The sequence below is a fragment of the Massilia sp. Root335 genome (assembly GCF_001425685.1).
In the GTDB taxonomy this organism is placed as follows: Bacteria; Pseudomonadota; Gammaproteobacteria; order Burkholderiales; family Burkholderiaceae_D; genus Telluria; species Telluria luteola.
Genome location: NZ_LMCY01000044.1, coordinates 103,639 through 120,931, shown reverse-complemented (window position 1 = coordinate 120,931; position 17,293 = coordinate 103,639). Strand labels below are relative to the sequence as shown.

Below are 17,293 nucleotides of genomic sequence, written 5' to 3'. Positions count from 1 at the left end.
TGGCGCGCACGATGCGCAAACTTCGTATTTACAATCGTCGTTATTCCTGGCGCAGCCAGACCTGCGAGCGCCCGAACATCGGCACGCCGACATAGCCCCGCACTTCGAGCTTCCTGCCGCCTTCGTGCACGCTCAGCTTGCTCTTGTACACCTTGCCGTCCTTGGGATCGAGGATCTCGCCGCCGGTATATTCGTCGCCGTCCTTCCTGAGGCCGGAAACGATCGTCATGCCGACGATCGGCTGGTCCTTGCGCGCGCCCTGGCACAGCGAGCATTTCGGATTCTGCTCTTCCTCCGGGGTGCGGAACAGTTTTTCGATCCTGCCCCGTAATTCGCCCTGGCTCTCCGTGATGCGGATCAGCGCGGTCGGCTTGCCGGAGGCGTCGTCGATGGTCTTCCACAGCCCGACCGGCGAGGCATCCTGGGCCCAGGCCAAGGGCGCGGCGAAGACGGTGGCAAAGGCCGCGAGGGCGGCGGCGTGGATCAGGGGGCGCATGGTGTCTCCTTATTGGATTGTCGGTATTTGCTCTGCCAGTGTAGCAAACTGCACGGTCGTGCGGTAAACCGTGGAGCGCCTCTGTCACGACAAAAAATGCGCCGGCGCGATCCAGCTTATGCGATATGCATCAATTGGTCGGCGCAGCCCATCCTTACACTGGTTGCGAGGACGGCCGTCGTCCGCTGCCAACGAGTCCCGGGGGATACCATGAGCATGACGCAACATGGCTGGATGAAACACTGTATCGCCGCGGCCTGCTGTGCCTGCGGCATCGCCGGTGCTGCGGCCGAGACGGTGACGCTCACCTTCGACCAGTTCGGGGACGACGGACCTTACCCGGATTCGTACACGGAATCGGGCTTCGTCATCACGTCGCTGTATCCCGGCGGCCACCTGCATAACGGTGGGAGCTCGCTGTGGCTGCACAGCCGCGAGGGCTCGTCGCCTTACCAGATCCGTCGGGTGGACGGCGGCACCTTCGACTTCCTCGGCTTCGACTATGACGGCGGCGATTCCGTCTTCGTCAGCGATGCGGGCGCCACATTCACGATCCTGGGCGACCAGCCGCTGGCGACGTTTACCTTGTCGCCGGCGTTCCAGCACGTTGGTTACGTCAACTGGTATATGAACAATCCTGGCGACTTGAGCACGCCGGACGAGCAGTGGGGGCAAATCGACAATATCGTGACGAATATTTCGCCGGCGCCCGAACCGGCGCAGGCCGCGATGCTGGGCCTGGGACTGGCCGGGCTGCTGCTGCGCGCGCGCCGTGCGCGTCAGTCCACGTTCGGCACCAGCAGCAGGAGGTCGGTCACGCCGACGTCGACGCCCATCTGCGAGAACAGCGTCGTCGCCTGGCCCCGGTGATGCGTCTGGTGATTGAACACGTGCAGGAGGACGTCGCCCAGCCGCTTCCTGCTCGTGACGCCTTTCGTGGACGTGTATTCGAACGGCCCTTCCAGCTGGGACGGCCGGACTTCGTCGCAGAACGCGATGATGGCCGCGTCCAGCCTGGTCCGCAGGCCGTCCAGCTCGGGCAGGGTGGCGCACAGGCGCTGGTCGAGGGACGCCGGTCGCGGCAAATCGTCCAGGCATCGCAGCGATGCGAAGCCGGGCAGGTTGGCGGCGATGCGCTTGAACCAGATGAGGTCCGCGATCACGAGGTGGTTGAGCGTGCCGAACACCGAACCGAAGAACGCGCCCCGGTCTTCGTGCAGCCGGTCCGCCGGCAGGGCGGCCGCCGCGTCGTACAGCTTCCGGTTCATCCACTGGTTGTAGGTGGCCAGTTGGGGAAAGTGCGACGTGTTGTTCATGGGTTGATCGAATGCGGGTGAAAAAAATGCGCCGGCGTGAACCGGCGCATTGTTTCGCGGACTGCGTCAGCGTGGGCCTTGCGGCATCAGGCCGGCGGCAGCTTGGCGAACTGCTCGTTCAGCTTGGACAGCGTGGCGCTGAAGTTTTCCAGGCGCTCGCGTTCCTGGGCGACGACGGCCGCGGGCGCGCGCGCGACGAAGCTTTCGCTGGACAGCTTGCCGTTGGCCTTGCCGATCTCGCCTTCGATGCGCGCGATTTCCTTTTTCAGGCGCTCGCGCTCGGCGCCGACGTCGATCTCGACCTTCAGCATCAGCTTGGTCGTGCCGACGATGGCGACGGCGGCAGGCGAATCCGGCAGCGCGTCGACGATCTGCACCTCGGACAACTTGGCCAGCAGGGCGACGTACGGCGCGAAGCCCTGGGCAGCCGCGCGGTCGGCATCGTTCGCCGGCTCGACGATCAGCGGCACGCGCACGGACGGCGACAGCTTCATTTCGCCGCGCAGGTTGCGGGTGGCGTCGGTGACCTTCTTGAACTGCTCCATCCAGGCTTCCGCATCCGCATCGATCAGCGCTTCGTTGGCGATCGGGTACGGTTGCAGCATGATGGTGTCGCCGGTTTTGCCTGCCAGCGGCGCCACGGCCTGCCACAAGGCCTCGGTGACGAACGGGATGATCGGGTGCGCGAGACGCAGCACGACTTCCAGCACGCGCAGCAGCGTGTGGCGGGTGGCGCGCTGTTGCGCCTCGGTGCCTTGCTGGACCTGCACCTTGGCGAGCTCCAGGTACCAGTCGCAGTACTCGTCCCACACGAAGCTGTAGATCGAATTGGCGATGTTGTCGAAGCGGTAGTCCTCGAAGCCCTTCGCCACGTCCAGCTCGACGCGGTTCAGGCGCGAGACGATCCAGCGGTCGGCCGGGGAATAGTCGGCGGCGTCCGGCTTGCCGCAGTCCTTGCCTTCCGTGTTCATCAGCACGAAGCGGGTGGCGTTCCACAGCTTGTTGCAGAAGTTGCGGTAGCCTTCGCAGCGGCCCAGGTCGAAGTTGATGTTGCGGCCGAGGGAGGCATAGCTCGCCATCGTGAAGCGCACGGCGTCGGTGCCGAACGCCGCGATCCCGTCCGGGAATTCCTTGCGCGTCGCCTTCGCGATCTTCTCGGCGGCCTTCGGATTCATCAGGCCCGTCGTGCGCTTGGTGACGAGCGACTCGACGTCGATGCCGTCGATCAGGTCGATCGGGTCGAGCGTGTTGCCCTTCGATTTCGACATCTTCTGGCCCGACGAATCGCGCACGAGACCGTGCACGTACACGGTCTTGAACGGGACGTTGCCGGTGAAGTGCGCCGTCATCATGACCATGCGCGCGACCCAGAAGAAGATGATGTCGAAGCCGGTGACCAGCACGGAGGAGGGCAGGAACAGGTCCATGTCCTTCGTCTGTTCCGGCCAGCCGACCGTCGAGAACGGGACGAGCGCGGACGAGAACCACGTGTCGAGCACGTCGTCGTCGCGTTTCAGTTCACCCTGGACGCCGCTAGCGGCCGCCTTCTGCCGTGCCTCTTCTTCGTCGCGGGCGACAACGACTTCGCCGTTCGGACCGTACCAGGCGGGGATGCGGTGGCCCCACCACAGCTGGCGCGAGATGCACCAGTCCTGGATGTTGTTCAGCCACTGGTTGTACGTGGTCGTCCAGTTCTCCGGGACGAACTTGATTTCGCCGCTCGCGACCTTGTCCAGCGCCACGTCGGTGATCGACTTGCCCGGATTGTGCGTGCCTTCCGGTGCCGGCTTGCTCATCGCGACGAACCACTGGTCGGTCAGCATCGGCTCGATGATGACACCCGTGCGGTCGCCGCGCGGCACCTGCAGCTTGTGCGGTTTGACCTGTTCCAGCAGGCCTTGCGCTTCGAGGTCGGCGACGATCTTCTTGCGCGCGTCGAAGCGGTCGAGGCCGCGGTAGGCTTCCGGTGCGTCGTCGGTGATCCTGGCGTCGAGCGTCATGATCGACAGCAGCGCCAGGTTGTGGCGCTGGCCGACGGCGTAGTCGTTGAAGTCGTGCGCGGGCGTGATCTTCACGCAGCCCGTGCCGAACGCCTTGTCGACGTAGGTGTCGGCGATGACCGGGATCTCGCGACCGACGAGCGGCAGTTTCAGCATCTTGCCGTGCAGGTGCGTGTAGCGTTCGTCGGTCGGGTCGACGGCGACGGCGACGTCCCCCAGCATCGTTTCCGGACGCGTCGTCGCGACCGTCAGGTGGCCGCTGCCGTCCGCCAGCGGATACTGGATGTACCACATCGAGCCGTCTTCTTCTTCCGACACCACTTCCAGGTCGGAGACGGCCGTGCCCAGCACCGGGTCCCAGTTGACGAGGCGCTTGCCGCGGTAGATCAGGCCCTGCTCGAACAGGCGCACGAAGACTTCGGTGACGGTCTTGCTGCGCGGCTCGTCCATCGTGAAGTATTCGCGGGCCCAGTCGGCGGACGCGCCCAGGCGGCGCATCTGGCCCGTGATGGTGCTGCCCGATTTTTCCTTCCACTCCCACACCTTCTCGACGAAGGCTTCGCGGCCGAGGTCGTGGCGCGAGACTTTCTGCGCGTCGAGCTGGCGCTCCACGACGATCTGCGTGGCGATGCCGGCGTGGTCGGTGCCCGGGATCCACGCCGTGTTAAAGCCACGCATGCGGTAGTAGCGCGTCAGGCCATCCATGACGGTCTGATTGAAGGCGTGCCCCATGTGCAGGGTGCCCGTCACGTTCGGCGGCGGCAGCTGGATGCTGAACGACGGCTTGGCGTCGTCCATGGAGGCGGCGAAATAACCGCGCTGTTCCCATTCCGTGCGCCAGAATTGTTCGATGTCGGCTGGCTCGAAAGACTTGGCTAATTCCATGATGTGGCTGAGGTGGATGTATTTGCGAAAACGACCATTATAGATGACGGCGTAAAGCGTGACGCGGCCGTAAACGAAAAAGAGGCGCTCGTGGCGCCTCTTTGTCGTGCCGCGAAACGACCGATTATTTACCGCAACCCAGCGACTTGATGCGATCGTACGCGGCCTTCGCCTGCACCAGGCCGTAGCCGTACTTGGTGTCGCGGCCGGCCGTGCCCAGGTCGAGCGCGCTGTTGTCCAGCGACGTGCGGATCTGGGAACCCGTGCAGGTCGGGAAGTAGCTCCACACCAGCGCGGCGACGGCCGATACGTGCGGCGTGGCCATCGACGTGCCGTCGAAGTAGGCGTAGTTCGACGCCTTCAGGGCCACCGTCGCGGTCTGCCCCAGCTGGGCCTTCATCGCGGCGCCGTCCGTGTCGGACGCGGTCAGCGAGGGGATCGTCGTCACGGTCGTGCCCAGCGTGCCGCCGAAGCTGCCGGCCACGTTGTTGTAGACGATGGCGCCCACGCCGCCGCTGTTCTGGCAGTTGGTGACCTTGGTCGCGAAGTCGTTCGTGCCGCGCTGGATCAGGCAGATCTTGCCGGAGACGGCCGTGTTGACCGTGTCGCCGATGCCGAAGTCGGCCAGCGGCGCGGTGGCGGTCTTGACGGGCGAGCCTTCCATCGCCGACGACGCGTAGTTGGTCGAGCCGACCGTCAGCGCCGTGTCGACGCCGGTGCCCATCGGGACGGTGGACAGCACGGAGACGCCCGGACCGGCGATCTCGACGTCCTTGTTGTACTGCGAGAACGAGGCGACGACCTTGTTCTCGTCCACGGCCGCCACCGACATCACGCTGGCATAGCCGGCCGGGTACGACGTCGTCGAGTTGCCGTCGTTGCCGGCCGCCGCGATGGAGAGCACGCCCTTGGTCTGCAGGTTGTCGAACGCGCGCTGCTCGGTGATGCTGCGCGCGCCGCCGCCCAGCGACATCGTGATGACGTTCGCGCCCGCCGCGCCGCACTTGTTGGCCGCGTTGGCCAGGGTCGACGAGTACGTCCACGCGCCGTCCGCGCCGAAGACTTTCACGATGTGCAGCTTGAGCTGCTTGTTCGGATTCACGCCGACCACGCCCAGGCCGTTGTTGACGCCCGCGATGGTGCCGAACACGTGGGTGCCGTGATGGGTCTCGTCGGTGTACCACCAGCCGGTGCCGGAATCGTATTCGCCGGTGACGTTGGCGCCGTTGTCCTTCAGGTCTTCATGGCTGAAGTCGACGCCGGAGTCGATGATGCAGATCTTGCGGTTGCTCGTGTTCGCGTCCGCGAGCTGGTCGGCCTGCACGAGCTTGATGCCGTACGGGACCAGCTGGCCGCTCGTGTACGGCACGCCGGTGGAGGGCGTCGTCAGCGAGAACGGCTTGCGGATCACGTCTTCCTCGACGTACTCGACGTTCGGGTTGTGCTGCAGGCCCTGCAGCGCGGCCGTCGGCACTTCGATGGCCATCGCGTTCATGTTGAAGATTTCCTGCTTGACCGCTCCCCTTGCGGCCGCGACGGCGGATTTGACGTTGGCAGCCGAGCCCGGCTTGAAGGCGACGATCACGCGGGTGGTGTCGGGCGCGGCCGATGCACTGCCTGCGAACGCGACGGCAAGGGCCGCCACGCACAGCCCGAGGGCGGGAACCATCATTGATGCGCGAGTTTGCTTCTGATTCATCGGTGTTTTCTCCGTTGATTAGGGTATCGTTATCGCCGCTAGCCTTGTGGGCCGCGAGCTTGTGGTAGTACTCCTCTAACAGCCGATACATCGCGCTACCCGTATCGGGCAGCGCGAATCAGTTTATTTTGAGAACTTATACATATGCAATTAGTTTTCAATCGTGCGCGCCCGCTGTTGCGCTCGTGTCGCACGCATGTTGCGCTGGCGCAGAACGATTGAATTCGATTGACGAGCCGGCTTGTCAACGTGCTATATTTTTGCCGCGCCTCGGCGCCGTGCGACCGTTTGCGCCGCAGCGGGCGCGTTCACCCACATCGCTGCGAGAACCATGACAATGAGCGCGCCTGTGCCTCCCCGCCGTCTGATCCTGGTCGTCGACGACGATCCGATCCTGCTCGACTACCTGGCGACCGTGCTGGACCATGCCGGCTACGACACCGTGAAAGCCGCTTCGGCCGCGGAGGCGCTGCAGCGCGTCGCCGAACGCGAAGCCGACATCGCGCTGGCGCTGCTGGACATCAGCATGCCCGGCATGTCCGGCCTCGAGCTGGCGCTGCGTCTCAAGGAACACACATCGGTCGCCTTCATGTTCCTGTCGTCGGTGGACGATGCCGAGACGGCCCGCCAGGCCGCCAGCCACGGCGCCGTCGGCTTTGTCGTCAAGCCGGTCGACGCCGCGCGCCTGTTGCCGTCCTTCGAATCCGCGCTCGCGCGCGCCGACGAGATCCGCCAGCTGCGCCGCACCGAAGCGAACCTGAACGCCGCGCTGGCGGCGGGCCGGGAGACGAGCCTGGCCGTGGGCCTCCTGATGACGCGCTTCCAGACCGACCGCAACACGGCCTTCGAAGTGCTGCGCGACCACGCCCGTTCGACCCGGCGCAAGGTCAACGAAGTCGCGGAACAGCTCGTCGCTGCCGAGGAATTGCTCAACAGCCTGCATGGGGCGTTCGCGGGGCGGCTGAAAGGTAAATAACGTTCCGCCCCTGGCTTGGTATCATGGCAAACTTTCTTGCATCATTTTCCGGGGATAGAAAACATGAAAACCAAGGCAGCGATCGCATGGCAGGCAGGGAAACCGCTGACGATCGAGGAAGTCGAGCTCGAGGGCCCGAAAGCGGGCGAGGTGCTGGTCGAAGTCAAGGCGACAGGCATCTGCCATACCGATTACTACACGTTGTCCGGCGCCGATCCGGAAGGGATCTTTCCCGCTATCCTGGGCCATGAAGGCGCCGGCGTCGTCGTCGACGTCGGGCCGGGCGTCACGAGCCTGCGCAAGGACGACCACGTCATCCCGCTGTACACGCCGGAATGCCGCCAGTGCAAATTCTGCCTGTCGCAAAAGACCAATCTGTGCCAGGCGATCCGCAGCACGCAGGGCCGCGGCCTGATGCCGGATGCGACCTCGCGCTTCTCGCTGGACGGCAAGCCGATCTATCACTACATGGGGACGTCGACCTTCTCGAACTACATCGTGGTGCCGGAAATCGCGCTGGCGAAAGTCCGCTCCGATGCGCCGTTCGACAAGATCTGCTATATCGGCTGCGGCGTGACGACGGGCATCGGCGCCGTCATCTTCACGGCGAAGGTCGAGGCGGGCGCGAACGTCGTCGTGTTCGGCCTGGGCGGCATCGGCCTGAACGTGATCCAGGCGGCGAAGATGGTCGGCGCCGACAAGATCATCGGCGTGGACCTCAACCCCGGCCGCGAAGACATGGCGCGCAAGTTCGGCATGACCCATTTCGTCAATCCGAAGAACGTCGAGAACGTCGTCGACACGATCGTCCAGCTGACGGACGGCGGCGCCGACTACAGTTTCGAATGCATCGGCAACGTCCAGACCATGCGCCAGGCGCTGGAGTGCTGCCACAAGGGCTGGGGCCAATCGATCATCATCGGCGTGGCGGAAGCGGGCAAGGAGATCGCGACCCGTCCGTTCCAGCTGGTCACGGGCCGCGTGTGGAAAGGTTCCGCGTTCGGCGGCGCGCGCGGCCGCACGGACGTGCCGAAGATCGTCGACTGGTACATGGAAAACAAGATCAACATCGACGATCTGATTACCCACCACCTGCCGCTCGACCGGATCAACGAGGGCTTCGACCTCATGAAGAAGGGCGAGTCGATCCGCTCCGTCGTCGTCTACTGATCCTGCCATGCCCGCGGCGCCGCAAGCGCTGCGGGCATATGTGTCATATCGGCGTGCGAATATATTGTTTCTTGTATAATTTCCGGCCCGCGATCGCGCTTTGGCCATTGCGGAAATAAATCAAGATAAAGAGATCGGAAATAATATGTTCAAGAAATTCGCAATCGCCGCCACGCTGGCGCTGGCGGCATCGTCGTCGTTCGCCGCGGCACCGACCGGCTATTACGCCGGCCTGGACGTCGGCTCGACCAAGATCGACAACCTCGACGACAGCAAAACCGGCGTCGGCGGCTTCCTGGGCTACGGCTTCAACCGCTTCGTCGCCGTCGAGCTGGGCTATCGCCAACTGGGCAGCTGGGACTTCGGCCCCGTCGAGGTGACCGCCAAGCAGACCCATGTCTCCGTCGTCGGTTCCTACCCGCTGACCCCGCAATTCGACATCTACGGCCGCCTCGGCTACAACTCGCTGCGCGCCGAAGCGTCGTACGGCGGCGCCAGGTACGGTGACGACACCAACGGCGCCCTGTATGGCGTCGGCCTGAATTACAACTTCACCCCGACCATTTCCGGTCGTGTGGAAGCGCAGAAACCGTCCAGCGATTCGACCAATTACGGCGTCGGTATCGTTTTCAAATTCTGATCGACGCGCCGGGCGGATTATCCGGCGGTGATTACGAGCGGCATGTATTTCGGAAACGGAATATATGCCGTTTTTATTGATGGGATGCCGAACCGTATTCGGCCGCGGACGATACATCGACATGCATATATTGCTGTGCCGATTCCAGTGTGGCACGATGCCGTTTTAACGTTTTATTAATTCGGATACCGCATGCGCCCAGTCCGCCTCGCACTTCTCCTGGCCCTGGCCGGCACGACCTTCGCCGCCGCCGCCCAGGACCACCCACCCGCGGCTGCGCCGGCTGCCGAGCGTCCCGCCACCGCATTCCCGTACACGCCGGGCCTGGACGTGAACGCGATGGACCGCAAGGCCGACCCCTGCGTCGACTTTTACCAATATGCCTGCGGCGGCTGGATCAAGAACAACCCGATCCCGGCCGACCAGGCACGCTGGTCGGTGTACGGCAAGCTGGCGCTGGACAACCGCCGCTACCTGTGGGGCATCCTCGAAGACCTGTCGAAGCGCCAGGACGGCCGCAACGCGAACCAGCAAAAGATCGGCGATTACTTCGGCGCCTGCATGGACGAGAAGGCCATCGATGCGCGCGGCGCCGCGCCGCTGAAGCCGTATTTCGACGCGATCGCGCAGCTGCATTCGAACCGCGACCTGCCGCGCGTGCTGGCGCGCCTGCAACTGGCGCTGGCCGATCCGGGCCTGTTCTTCGGCTTCTCGTCGAGCCAGGATTTCGCGGATTCCTCGCGCGTGATCGCGTTCGCGTTCGCCGGCGGCCTCGGCCTGCCGGACCGCGATTCCTATCTCAAGACGGACGCCAAGTCGAAAGAGATCCGCGCCAAGTACGTGACCCACATCGCCAACACGTTCAAGCTGCTGGGCGACGCGCCCGCCCAGGCGCAGCGCAACGCCGCGCGCGTGATGCAGATGGAGACGGCGCTCGCGCAGGCGTCGCTGTCGTCCGTGGACAAACGCGATCCGTATAAACTGTTCCACAAGGTCGATGTCAAAGGCCTGCAGGCGTTGACGCCGGCCTTCGACTGGCACGCCTACCTGGACGAACTGGGGGAGGGGAACCTGACGACGTTCAACGTCACGGAACCCGCGTTCTTCAAGGCGCTCGGCAAGATGTGGAAGACGAGCGACGTCGATGCCACGCGCACCTACCTGCGCTGGCACGTGGCGCGCAATATGTCGCCGCTGCTGGCGTCGAATTTCGACAACGAACACTTCGATTTCTTCAGCAAGACCCTGCGCGGCGTGCAGCAGCAGCAACCGCGCTGGAAGCGCTGCGTGGCCCTCGTCGACCATCAGCTGGGCGAGGCGCTGGGCCAGGAATTCGTCAGCCGCGCGTTTTCCCCGGAGCTCAAGGAAAAGGCGCTGCACATGACGCGCCAGATCGAAGACGCGATGAAGCGGGACATCGACGAACTCGACTGGATGAGCGCGGAGACGAAGCAGCAGGCGCAAAAGAAACTGGCCGCGATCGTCAACAAGATCGGCTACCCGGACAAGTGGCGCGACTATGGCGCCTACGTCGTCAAGCCGGGCGACTTCGCCGGCAACGTCGAACGCGGCAACGAGTTCGAGGCGCGCCGCCAGCTGGCCAAGATCGGCAAGCCGCTCGACCGCACGGAATGGGGCATGACGCCGCCGACGGTGAACGCGTACTTCGATCCGCAGATGAACGACATCAACTTCCCGGCCGGCGTGCTGCAGCCGCCGCTGTTCGACCCGAAGATGGACGACGCGCCCAACTACGGCAACACGGGCGGCACCATCGGCCACGAGCTGACCCACGCCTTCGACGACGAGGGGCGCCAGTTCGACGCCAACGGCAACCTCAAGGACTGGTGGACGAAGAAGGATGCCAAGGCCTTCGAGGAGCGGGCCCAGTGCGTCGTCGACCAGTACGCCAAGTACACGGTGGTGGACGACATCAAGATCAACAGCAAGCTCACCCTGGGCGAGGACGTCGCCGACCTGGGCGGCTTGATCCTCGGCTGGATGGCGTGGCAGACGGAGATGGCGAGCATGCCGCAGAAAGCCCAGCCGCAGCCGCTGCGTGACGGATTGACGCCGGAGCAGCGCTTCTTTGTCGGCTACGCGCAATGGGCTTGCGAAAACGATCGCCCGGAAAACCTGCGCGTGAGCGCGATGACGGACCCGCACTCGCCGGGCCGCTACCGCGTCAACGGGCTGATGGTGAACATGCCGCAGTTCCAGCAGGCGTTCCAGTGCAAGGCGGGGCAGCCGATGGTGAAGGAGAAACGGTGCAGGGTGTGGTGAGCCGGACCCGCCGGATGGACGTAATCGGGACTGCGCCACGCTGACATGAGAATCCTCTTCGCCATCAACGGTGGCTATCTTCCTCAATCGGTAGGCGGTTCCGAGTGGTCCCTGCACCACTTCGCGACAGGCCTGCAGCAACGAGGGCACGCGGTCGCGGTGCTGGCGACGCTGAAGGACGCGGGGTGGACGGGATTGCGCAACAAGGTCGCGGGTCGTGTCCTGCGCCAGGCCTTTCCGGTCGACCACCACATGGGTTATCCCTGCTTCCGGGGCACGGATATCGAACAGGGGCTGCAGGAGGCGGCTTCGCGTTTCAGGCCCGATGTCTTGTTTGCCGCCGGCACCGGATCGGGATCCGTGGCGCTATGCCGGCAAGCCATCCGGATGGGGATCGAGGTCATCTATTCGGTGAAGGACGTCTGGTTTCCCGGCCATGGCGACCTCAGGACGCTCGAGGGCGCGCGCTTCGTCACGAACTCCAGGTTCACGGCGAAGCGCCTGTACGACACGTTCGGATTGCCGTCGACGATCGTCCGGCCACCCATCGATCCGCAGCGGTGCAGAGTTCCCGCGGCCGGCACCAGGGTCGTCCTGGTCAACCCCTACGAATCGAAAGGCGGGCCGCTCGCTCTGGCAATGGCGCAGGCGCGCAAGGACATTCCCTTCGCCTTCTACGAATCCTGGTCCGTTGATTTAACGAGCATAAAGAAACAGGCCCTGGCATCGGGGAATATCGAATGGCACCGGTCCGTGCTCGACCCCAGGAAGATCTACCGCAATACCCGCGTGCTGCTGGTTCCGAGCCAGGCGGAAGAAGCGTGGGGCATGGTGGCGTCGGAAGCGCAATGCAGCGGCATCCCGGTCATCGGCAGCGAAATCGGCGGACTGAGCGAGTCCATCGGCCCGGGAGGCATCCGCCTGCCTCCGGACGCTCCGCTGTCCGTATGGAACGATGCACTCGACCTGCTATGGCGCGACCAGCGGGAATGGCAGCGTCTTTCCGACGCGGCATTGGCCCATGCGGCGAGACATGAGATCCAGGTTGCGACGCAGATTGACTTGTTGGACGAATTGCTCGAATCGGGATCTCGTCGAGCGGTGCGCCACTCTGCTGAGTGCACGGATTTGAAACCAGTGGACTGGAGATAGGCGATCAGTTCATGTTTCTTGAAGTACGTTGAGCCGTTTCATGCCAGGAAGCCGCCAGCATGGGCGATCAAGCGTAGTACCTCATTGAGTCATCACGTGACGGCGACCGTCTTGCAGTCAGCAACTTGGGTGGATTGAGTCCACGGGGAAGTCCAGATTAGGAAACGAAGACCGTCATCGACGTCGCTTTGACAGCAAAACACCGATAACAAAGCCAATTGCAACTCCAGAGCTGATACCCAGTGCGAGATGGCCAGTAATAATGCCAACTGCAGCGCCAACTCCCGTTCCGAGGGATATGCCAACGCCGATGAAATTGCGATTCCTCGAATTGTTAGAGGCTGGCATTAAATTCTCCTGTAGACCAAATTAAGCTTACATTTTTCGCGCCAAAAATCCGGGCGCGCCGAATAATTTCAGGCATAACAATACAGGGGAGGAAGAATCTGTGCATGTAGGTCACTAAACAGCTTCATCCAAACACGACGTCGCCATCGATCCATTGCTGTGGTAATAATGGCAACCTAACCCATATTCTTCGCAGCGGCTATTTGGCATGCGCCTGGAATAAGCCATTTTTCCATGTCATTCTATAAAAAATCCGCTGCCGCCGCTACAGGCTGCACGATAAATTATTACGATCAGTATTGAGATTTCTCTTTTCGAAAATTTCAAGTTGCCATAGCGAATTCAGAGGCAGCCAAGCCAAAAAACATCAATAAGTTATTTAATGTCTGCTGCGCACATTAAAAGACATTGTCTTGCTAAATTAAAGCTGAAAACGGCCCGTCAAACGAGACGGGCCGGTGAATCTATTAGCCCATGGAATAGGCGATGTAGCCGATAGCGCCACCAATGATTGCCCCGGCAATCACGCCGCCCGCTCCGCCCCAAACACCGTATTCTGCGCCAGCCGCTGCGCCACCGAAGACTGCTCCAGCAACCGCTCCGCCTGCAGTAGCGTCTCCACGATCAGCGCCACAAACCATTGAAATTTCATCAAAGCTCAGATCTTGCATTTTTCTCTCCAAAATTGAAATGCCGCTTTGTCGCGGCAATAAATAATCTCATTATTTAAAACCCATGTCAACTCGATTAAGTTAATCAATCCTGAATTCATGCAGTCTAATTCGACCAGGAATTCCATATGCGCGAATATTTTTGCGGAAAATATTCGCCAAATATATCAAAACATCACATTACGCGCCTGAGGCTCGCGGACAACCCATCAGAATCTATCAAAATTTATCAAAGTTTATCCGCGACCTTGTGTATTTTTTATGGCGCTTACAAAAAAATAAAACAGCTTTCTTGGCTTAACAACTGATACCGGCGCCAGATGGCTGGCCTGGCGAGTTGTCTTAAACCAGGAGTGTCCGCTTGAAGTAATTCACGGTTTCCCGGAGCCCATCTTCCAGCCCGACCTTGGGTTTCCAGCCCAGCATTTCCCTCGCTGCTCCGATATCCGGTTTGCGCCGCCGCGGATCGTCCTGAGGTAATGGCAGAAACGTCAGCCTGGATTTCGAACCGGTCAGCTTGAGCGTCAACTCGGCCAATTCCAGCATGGTGAATTCGAAGGGATTCCCGACGTTGAATGGGCCGGTAATGTGGTCGCGGGTCTCCATCATGGCGACCATCGCGTCGATCAGGTCGTCGACATAGCAGAAGCTCCTGGTCTGCTGGCCATCGCCATACAGGGTGATGTCTTTACCCTGCAAGGCCTGCACGATGAAATTGCTCACCACGCGCCCGTCGTTCGGGTGCATGCGCGGTCCATAGGTATTGAAAATGCGGATGACCTTGATGCGCAGTTCGTGTTGGCGCCAGTAATCGAAGAACAACGTCTCGGCGCAGCGCTTGCCCTCGTCGTAACAGGAACGGATACCGATCGGATTGACGCGTCCGAGATAGTCCTCCGGCTGCGGATGCACTTCGGGATCGCCGTAAACTTCGCTCGTCGACGCCTGCAGGATGCGTGCCTTGACGCGCTTGGCCAGTCCCAGCATGTTGATTGCGCCGTGTACGCTGGTCTTCGTGGTCTGCACCGGATCGTGCTGATAGTGCACCGGGCTGGCTGGACAAGCCAGGTTATAGATCTTGTCCACTTCCACGTATAGTGGAAAGGTCACGTCATGCCGCATCAATTCGAATGTGGGCTTGCCGATCAGATGGGCGATGTTCGCTTTACTGCCGGTAAATAAGTTATCGACACACAGAACATCGGCGCCGCTTGCGACCAGGCGATCGCATAAATGGCTTCCGAGGAACCCGGCCCCTCCCGTTACGAGGATTCTTTCCATGGTGTGCATGGGCTTCATGGATTTGTCGTGAAAATATCGGCCGGGATTTCCGGACGGCGGTAGAAGTCCCACAATGCCTGGTAAGGAAGGCTCTTGCCGGATGCGCTGGCTTCCTGCCAGATGCCCGCCCAATGCACCAGGAAGATCGGCTCGCCGCCGGGCGGGTAGAGTTTTCCGTTATCTACCGTTGCCCCTTCTTGTCCTCCCCACCATTCCAGCTTCGCTGTCGGGGCAATGCCCATCAAGCGCAGCGTCAGGAGGCTCGCATAGGAATAGCCGGAGGTGACGACGAGGTAATTCAGGAAAGGCTGCTCCATGCAATGCAGTTCCATGCAGTCCTTGAGTTCCAACGCCGCATTGACTTTTGCCAGAGCGTGCTTCATGGGGAACAGGCCGCGTACGCTGACAAAGAAACCCGTATTGGCCGCGTAGGCGATCTGGGGTGGCGTCAGCAGATGGGTTGCATGGACGTTGTCTTTCCATACCCAGCGCCGGATAGCCTCGATGTTCGAGTGCGACGCCATGTAAGGGCCGTACTTCAGGTGATCGAATGCGAAATCCACCGAATCAAGCACGACGGTATCGACATCGATATACGCGAAGGTTTCGAACTTGCCTTCCCACGCGACGAGTTTGCGGTAGGCGCCGATCACGCGGCCGTGGAATTTCTCGCTGATGGCATCGCAACTGGCGAGCAGGGCGGGATCGTCGAAGATGGAAAAGGAATACGTATCCTTGAGCGCGGCTATCCTGTCGAAGTCGCTGTCGAAAGGAATCAGGCACAAGGGAATCGTGGGGTTGTGGGTACGAAAGCTTCGCAGGAATGCGATCACCTGTTCGAAGACCCGGTTATTGGCGAGAAAATATACGCCGCGTGCGATTTTGATGTCGTCCATGATTTAATTAATATTCAAGGTTTTGCTGGTTTGCCCCATGATCCATTGCTCCATGTCGCGATAAAATTCGAGCCTCGACCCGTAGCGCGGTGGCAACCAGGACGTTTTGGGAATCCACGACTGGATAGCGACGAAGTAGCCCCGGTCGTCGCAAAAAAAGTGCGCGTAGTCGTAGGCGCGCACGGAGCGGTAATTGGACGTCTCCTGCCAGACCGATTTTTCCAGGCTCAGGATCGCGTCACTGCCGGCCGGGCGATACACCGTATCCGTGAGGCCGAGGGCATCCAGGTAACCGAAATACAAGCCGTATTCCGTCCAGCCGCATTGTTCGGTCAGTACGGTGGTCCAATCCTTGCCATGGCTGCGCTCGAGGTCCCGCAGCATGGACGCCACGTGGGGCGCGGAAAGTATGACGGGCGTTTCGCCGTAGAACGTTGCATGATTCGCGTTCCCGGTATCCCTGCCGAGGATGCGCAGCGATTGCACGCGCCGTTCGCTCTTGATGCCGATTTCCTTGCTGGCGAAGCCGCCGGTATAGAGCCGCGCATAATCCTCGACGGATTCGACGTTGAGCAGCAGGCGGCCTCCTGCGATAAAGCTGGCATGGCCGCAGGGGCGGATGCAAACCAGGTCGCTGTCCAGGACAACATAATGCGGCGTCTTGACGATCCGATGCGCGGCCAGCTTGACGATTTGCTGCGCATACCACCCGCCGCGCCCCTCCGCATCCGCTTTCAATATCGCGTCGACGCCGGGGGCGACGTCGGATTCCGCAACCACGATATAGCGCGGGTCGCATGTCGCGGTCGACATGATGTCGCGCACCGCCGCGCATTGGCCGGCAGGGCACACGACGATGAACTCGCACAGGTCGTCCTGCCGGAACATATGCAGGAAGGAGCGCAGGAACAGCGTGAAGCGTGCCACGCAATCCTCGTTCACTTCGCTTCTCCAGCAGGAAGCGCCGGTCAACGGTTCCCGCAAGGTGAAGGGCATGACGAAGGAGAGTTTCATGTCGTAGTCGGATCGGTTCAATGTCGTTCCGTGCGCTTAGTTGACTTTGGCGTACCTGAAACCCCTGGATGTCCGGATCGCCAGGCGCTTCCTGTTCTTTTTCGTGAAGTAGACCGCGCGGCGCGAGTTCAGGAACGCCGTGAATGCGGTGCGCGCCTCTTCGTTGAAGGGGTACGCGAAGAACACGAAGAGCACCAATGCGATCCTGCCCTCCTTGAATTCCCAGAAATGCGAGGGAAAGAGGTTGAACTGATCCGCGATCCGTACGCTGTCCTTGTTGACGCCCGCCCAGCAGACGAAGCCGACGGGGTCGTTCTTCGCGCTGCGCAGGATCGTCAGCGTCCCGGCGTATGCCGCGTTCCGGAGACTGCCCAGCAGCGGCGGATTGAGCGGCGTGTTCAGGCGGCTGATCAGTTCCAATGCGATGCCGAATTCGGGAGGTGGGACTGGGTACATGGCTTGGTCT

General features: G+C 61.8%; 15 protein-coding genes. 6 read left to right on the top strand and 9 right to left on the bottom strand.

Annotated elements, in window-relative coordinates; all coding sequences use genetic code 11:
• Positions 1–40: 40 nt before the first annotated feature.
• Positions 41–496: a DUF2147 domain-containing protein gene (locus ASC93_RS22970; protein WP_056447940.1), complete on the bottom strand. Its 456-nt coding sequence runs from the start codon at positions 494–496 to the stop codon at positions 41–43.
• A gap of 210 nt (positions 497–706) precedes the next feature.
• On the opposite strand from ASC93_RS22970, the gene ASC93_RS31785 reads away from it, so the two are divergent.
• A complete protein-coding gene (locus tag ASC93_RS31785; protein ID WP_056447936.1) occupies positions 707–1,366 on the top strand; it encodes a PEP-CTERM sorting domain-containing protein in 660 nt (219 codons plus the stop codon).
• Here ASC93_RS31785 and ASC93_RS22960 read toward each other — a convergent pair.
• From ASC93_RS22960 to ASC93_RS22950, 3 genes are all read right to left on the bottom strand, one after another.
• Positions 1,276–1,812: a DinB family protein gene (locus tag ASC93_RS22960; RefSeq protein WP_056447933.1), complete on the bottom strand. Its 537-nt coding sequence runs from the start codon at positions 1,810–1,812 to the stop codon at positions 1,276–1,278. The two genes, ASC93_RS31785 and ASC93_RS22960, sit on opposite strands and share 91 nt — an antisense overlap.
• 86 nt (positions 1,813–1,898) lie before the next feature.
• Positions 1,899–4,697, bottom strand: coding sequence for a valine--tRNA ligase (locus ASC93_RS22955; protein WP_056447930.1), 2,799 nt, complete (start codon positions 4,695–4,697; stop codon positions 1,899–1,901).
• A gap of 124 nt (positions 4,698–4,821) precedes the next feature.
• Positions 4,822–6,369: a S8 family serine peptidase gene (locus ASC93_RS22950; protein WP_229412842.1), complete on the bottom strand. Its 1,548-nt coding sequence runs from the start codon at positions 6,367–6,369 to the stop codon at positions 4,822–4,824.
• Positions 6,370–6,733: 364 nt separating this feature from the next.
• Between ASC93_RS22950 and ASC93_RS22945 the strand changes: the two genes are divergently transcribed.
• From ASC93_RS22945 to ASC93_RS22925, 5 genes are all read left to right on the top strand, one after another.
• Entirely contained in the window at positions 6,734–7,372 is a 639-nt protein-coding gene (locus ASC93_RS22945; protein ID WP_056447923.1) for an ANTAR domain-containing response regulator, read from the top strand.
• A 63-nt stretch (positions 7,373–7,435) separates the two neighbouring features.
• Positions 7,436–8,542, top strand: a complete 1,107-nt coding sequence (locus tag ASC93_RS22940) for an S-(hydroxymethyl)glutathione dehydrogenase/class III alcohol dehydrogenase (RefSeq protein ID WP_056447920.1) — start codon at positions 7,436–7,438, stop codon at positions 8,540–8,542.
• 145 nt (positions 8,543–8,687) lie between these two features.
• Entirely contained in the window at positions 8,688–9,182 is a 495-nt protein-coding gene (locus ASC93_RS22935; protein ID WP_056447917.1) for a porin family protein, read from the top strand.
• Positions 9,183–9,374: 192 nt separating this feature from the next.
• Positions 9,375–11,465: a M13 family metallopeptidase gene (locus ASC93_RS22930; RefSeq protein ID WP_056447914.1), complete on the top strand. Its 2,091-nt coding sequence runs from the start codon at positions 9,375–9,377 to the stop codon at positions 11,463–11,465.
• A gap of 45 nt (positions 11,466–11,510) precedes the next feature.
• Positions 11,511–12,617 (top strand): glycosyltransferase, encoded by a 1,107-nt coding sequence (locus ASC93_RS22925; RefSeq protein ID WP_056447911.1) that lies wholly within the window; start codon positions 11,511–11,513, stop codon positions 12,615–12,617.
• Between the two features lie 815 nt (positions 12,618–13,432).
• Here ASC93_RS22925 and ASC93_RS31115 read toward each other — a convergent pair.
• The 5 genes from ASC93_RS31115 to ASC93_RS22905 form a co-directional block, all read right to left on the bottom strand.
• On the bottom strand, positions 13,433–13,636 hold the full coding sequence (locus tag ASC93_RS31115) for a hypothetical protein (RefSeq protein ID WP_157202089.1): 204 nt from the start codon (positions 13,634–13,636) through the stop codon (positions 13,433–13,435).
• Between the two features lie 342 nt (positions 13,637–13,978).
• Positions 13,979–14,935, bottom strand: coding sequence for a UDP-glucuronic acid decarboxylase family protein (locus tag ASC93_RS22920; RefSeq protein WP_229412841.1), 957 nt, complete (start codon positions 14,933–14,935; stop codon positions 13,979–13,981).
• The gene (locus ASC93_RS22915) at positions 14,932–15,813 is read right to left on the bottom strand and encodes a hypothetical protein (RefSeq protein WP_056447908.1); all 882 of its coding nucleotides are present in this window, start codon (positions 15,811–15,813) and stop codon (positions 14,932–14,934) included. The genes ASC93_RS22920 and ASC93_RS22915 overlap by 4 nt, the downstream gene beginning before the upstream one ends.
• 3 nt (positions 15,814–15,816) lie before the next feature.
• Complete coding sequence (locus ASC93_RS22910) at positions 15,817–16,827, bottom strand: DUF6492 family protein (RefSeq protein ID WP_157202088.1); 1,011 nt, start codon at positions 16,825–16,827, stop codon at positions 15,817–15,819.
• A 36-nt stretch (positions 16,828–16,863) separates the two neighbouring features.
• Positions 16,864–17,283 carry a hypothetical protein gene (locus ASC93_RS22905; RefSeq protein WP_157202087.1) on the bottom strand — a complete coding sequence of 140 codons (420 nt, stop codon included), beginning with the start codon at positions 17,281–17,283 and terminating at the stop codon, positions 16,864–16,866.
• Positions 17,284–17,293 lie beyond the last annotated feature (10 nt).

What these genes read in the sequence shown, in the direction of transcription:
- ASC93_RS22970 (WP_056447940.1), bottom strand. Translation starts at nt 496, where the DNA reads ATGCGCCCCCTGATCCACGCCGCCGCCCTCGCGGCCTTTGCCACCGTC.
- ASC93_RS22950 (WP_229412842.1), bottom strand. Translation starts at nt 6,369, where the DNA reads ATGATGGTTCCCGCCCTCGGGCTGTGCGTGGCGGCCCTTGCCGTCGCG.
- ASC93_RS22935 (WP_056447917.1), top strand. Translation starts at nt 8,688, where the DNA reads ATGTTCAAGAAATTCGCAATCGCCGCCACGCTGGCGCTGGCGGCATCG.
- ASC93_RS31785 (WP_056447936.1), top strand. Translation starts at nt 707, where the DNA reads ATGAGCATGACGCAACATGGCTGGATGAAACACTGTATCGCCGCGGCC.
- ASC93_RS22940 (WP_056447920.1), top strand. Translation starts at nt 7,436, where the DNA reads ATGAAAACCAAGGCAGCGATCGCATGGCAGGCAGGGAAACCGCTGACG.
- ASC93_RS22945 (WP_056447923.1), top strand. Translation starts at nt 6,734, where the DNA reads ATGAGCGCGCCTGTGCCTCCCCGCCGTCTGATCCTGGTCGTCGACGAC.
- ASC93_RS22920 (WP_229412841.1), bottom strand. Translation starts at nt 14,935, where the DNA reads ATGAAGCCCATGCACACCATGGAAAGAATCCTCGTAACGGGAGGGGCC.
- ASC93_RS22955 (WP_056447930.1), bottom strand. Translation starts at nt 4,697, where the DNA reads ATGGAATTAGCCAAGTCTTTCGAGCCAGCCGACATCGAACAATTCTGG.
- ASC93_RS22915 (WP_056447908.1), bottom strand. Translation starts at nt 15,813, where the DNA reads ATGGACGACATCAAAATCGCACGCGGCGTATATTTTCTCGCCAATAAC.
- ASC93_RS22960 (WP_056447933.1), bottom strand. Translation starts at nt 1,812, where the DNA reads ATGAACAACACGTCGCACTTTCCCCAACTGGCCACCTACAACCAGTGG.
- ASC93_RS22930 (WP_056447914.1), top strand. Translation starts at nt 9,375, where the DNA reads ATGCGCCCAGTCCGCCTCGCACTTCTCCTGGCCCTGGCCGGCACGACC.
- ASC93_RS22905 (WP_157202087.1), bottom strand. Translation starts at nt 17,283, where the DNA reads ATGTACCCAGTCCCACCTCCCGAATTCGGCATCGCATTGGAACTGATC.
- ASC93_RS22925 (WP_056447911.1), top strand. Translation starts at nt 11,511, where the DNA reads ATGAGAATCCTCTTCGCCATCAACGGTGGCTATCTTCCTCAATCGGTA.
- ASC93_RS22910 (WP_157202088.1), bottom strand. Translation starts at nt 16,827, where the DNA reads ATGAAACTCTCCTTCGTCATGCCCTTCACCTTGCGGGAACCGTTGACC.
- ASC93_RS31115 (WP_157202089.1), bottom strand. Translation starts at nt 13,636, where the DNA reads ATGCAAGATCTGAGCTTTGATGAAATTTCAATGGTTTGTGGCGCTGAT.